2 protein-coding genes are annotated in these 2146 nt (G+C 63.3%); both read right to left on the bottom strand.

The features are described from left to right. A partial coding sequence (aroK, locus tag WCA53_RS08260) for a shikimate kinase AroK (protein WP_423907849.1) occupies positions 1–534 on the bottom strand: 534 nt, incomplete at its 3' end. Between the two features lie 107 nt (positions 535–641). Beyond that, complete coding sequence (locus WCA53_RS08255; RefSeq protein ID WP_423907853.1) at positions 642–2141, bottom strand: type IV pilus secretin PilQ; 1500 nt, start codon at positions 2139–2141, stop codon at positions 642–644. Positions 2142–2146 lie beyond the last annotated feature (5 nt).

The raw sequence follows: 2146 nt of genomic DNA, 5'->3' as shown, positions 1-2146 counted from the left end.
GGTGATGCCGGCCATCTCCAGTTGCATCAACACCATGTTGACGAGGTTGTTGACCGTCGGGCGCCCGGTTTCCACGACGAAATGCGCGCACTCCTGATACAGCGGATCGCGCACCCGGTAGAGCGCTTCGAGTTTGCCGCGCGGGTCGTCGGTTTGCAGCAGCGGGCGGTTCTTGTCGCGCCGCGTGCGCTGCCAGAGATCGTGCGGATTGGCGCGCAGATAAATCACCAGCCCGCGATTTTTCAGATGATTTCGCGTCTCCGGACGCAATATCGCCCCCCCGCCAGTGGCGAGCACGATGCCGTCGCGCCGCGAGAGTTCCTCGATGACATGCGCCTCGCGTTCCCGGAAGCCTTCCTCACCTTCGAGTTCCCAGATCACGGGAATGCGCGCGCCTGTCCGCGCCTCGATTTCATGGTCCGAATCGATGAACGAGCGCTGCAGCCGGCGCGCGACTGCGCGCCCCACGGTGGTCTTGCCTGCCCCCATGAGTCCGACGAAAAATACGTTGGCGTTCGCTTGCCCGGCTTCCAACTCGATTCCTTATATGTTTAGTTTAGGCCCGATTCCGGGCCCGTTCGTGCGGCAGCTTAAGGGCAAAAGGGCCGGTTTGTCGAGTCTGGAAGGCTTGCCCACGGCCTTCACAAGCTCGCCGGGACAATATGGGGCGTGATAAAGACAACCAGTTCACTACGAGAATTTCGACGCGCGGAGTGCCTGAAAAGCCATCCAAGAAGGGGAATTTTAGCGAGTAGTGGGACCCCCGTGACATCTTCGCGCTCGTCAGCGGAATAAATCCCGCCGATAGCCACCGTCCCTCCGTCCTCCACTTCCACGCGAGTCTGGATGTGTTTCGTGTTGATTGCAGGACCCGCGGCCGTCTGCTCGCCGACACTATCCTTCGATACATCCAGGTCGAGAATCACGTGTCCGTTCGGCGTAATTTGCGGCTCGACCTCCAGTTTCAGCGCGGCTCGCCGAAACTGCACGCCGGACACGCCATTGCCGACCTTCGCCTGATACGGCAACTCGGTGCCCTGCTCGACCAGCGCCTTGACCCTGTCCGCGGTGATCACGCGTGGCGCCGACACGATTTCGCCGCGACCCTCGGTTTCCAGCGCACTCAGTTCGATATTCAGCAACCGCGTGGCTTGCGCGGCAAACAACGTCAGGCCGGCAGTTGCTACGTCGAAACCTGCAATCGGTCGCGCTGAAAGGTCAAACAGCCCGCCCTCGGTTCCCGCCACGAGTCCCCGCGCGATGGCGGCGTCGCCGGTTGGGGTCATCGAAAGCCTGACGCCGAGGTTGCGCGAAAAACCCGTCTCCCCCTCAACGATACGCGCCTCGATCATCACTTGCGGCGTCGGCTGGTCAATGCGCGCAATCAGCTCGGCGATCTGCGCGACCCGTGCCGCAAGGTCCGTCACGAACAGCAGGTTCGTGCGCGCGTCGGACATGACGGAACCGCGCTTCGACAACACCCGCTGGCTGCCCGATCCGGTCAGCAGCTTACGAACGTCGTCGGCGCGCGGATAGCGCAGCACAAACGTGCGGCTGCTGAGGGGCTCGAGATCGGCGTCGCGAGCGTGAGCCTCGAAACGCAACCGTTCGCGTGCCGCCAGTTCAGCCAGCGGCGCGACCCAGATCACCTCACCATGACGCTCCATGGCGAGGCCGTGGACTTCGAGCACGGTATCGAACGCAAGCCGCCACGGCACATCGACGAGATTCAGCGATACCGATCCGCGAATTTTTTCGCTTGCGACGATGTTCAGCCCCGAGAACTTGGCGAAGCTCTGCACGACCGCGCTCAAGTCCGCGTTCTTGAGATTCAGCGAAATCGGCTTACCGTCGTCAGGTGCAGCGGTTACGGCAGGTGCAGCACTTGCGGACTCCGTGGCACGTGACAACCGCTGGAGCGGCGCCAATGGCGTTGGCGGCCCCTCCAGTGGCGGCGGACTTTCCGCTATTGCCGGCGAAGGCGCCACAGTTTGCGCCGGCGCGAGCCACGCGGCGTCGCCGTCGGGCGAAGGCGCAACCTCCGGCGGCATTTCAATCGCGAACTGGTCAGTCGGCAGTGTGTCAGGTAGCGGCGGCAACGGCGGGATCGCGGCGGCGGTAGCGAGCGGACGCAGCAGCAATAGCG

Origin of the sequence: Caballeronia sp. (genome assembly GCF_049581465.1) — a bacterium.
Taxonomy (GTDB): domain Bacteria; phylum Pseudomonadota; class Gammaproteobacteria; order Burkholderiales; family Burkholderiaceae; genus Caballeronia.
Note: the sequence above shows the minus strand (reverse complement) of the source record. Positions and strands in the feature narration are given on the sequence as shown.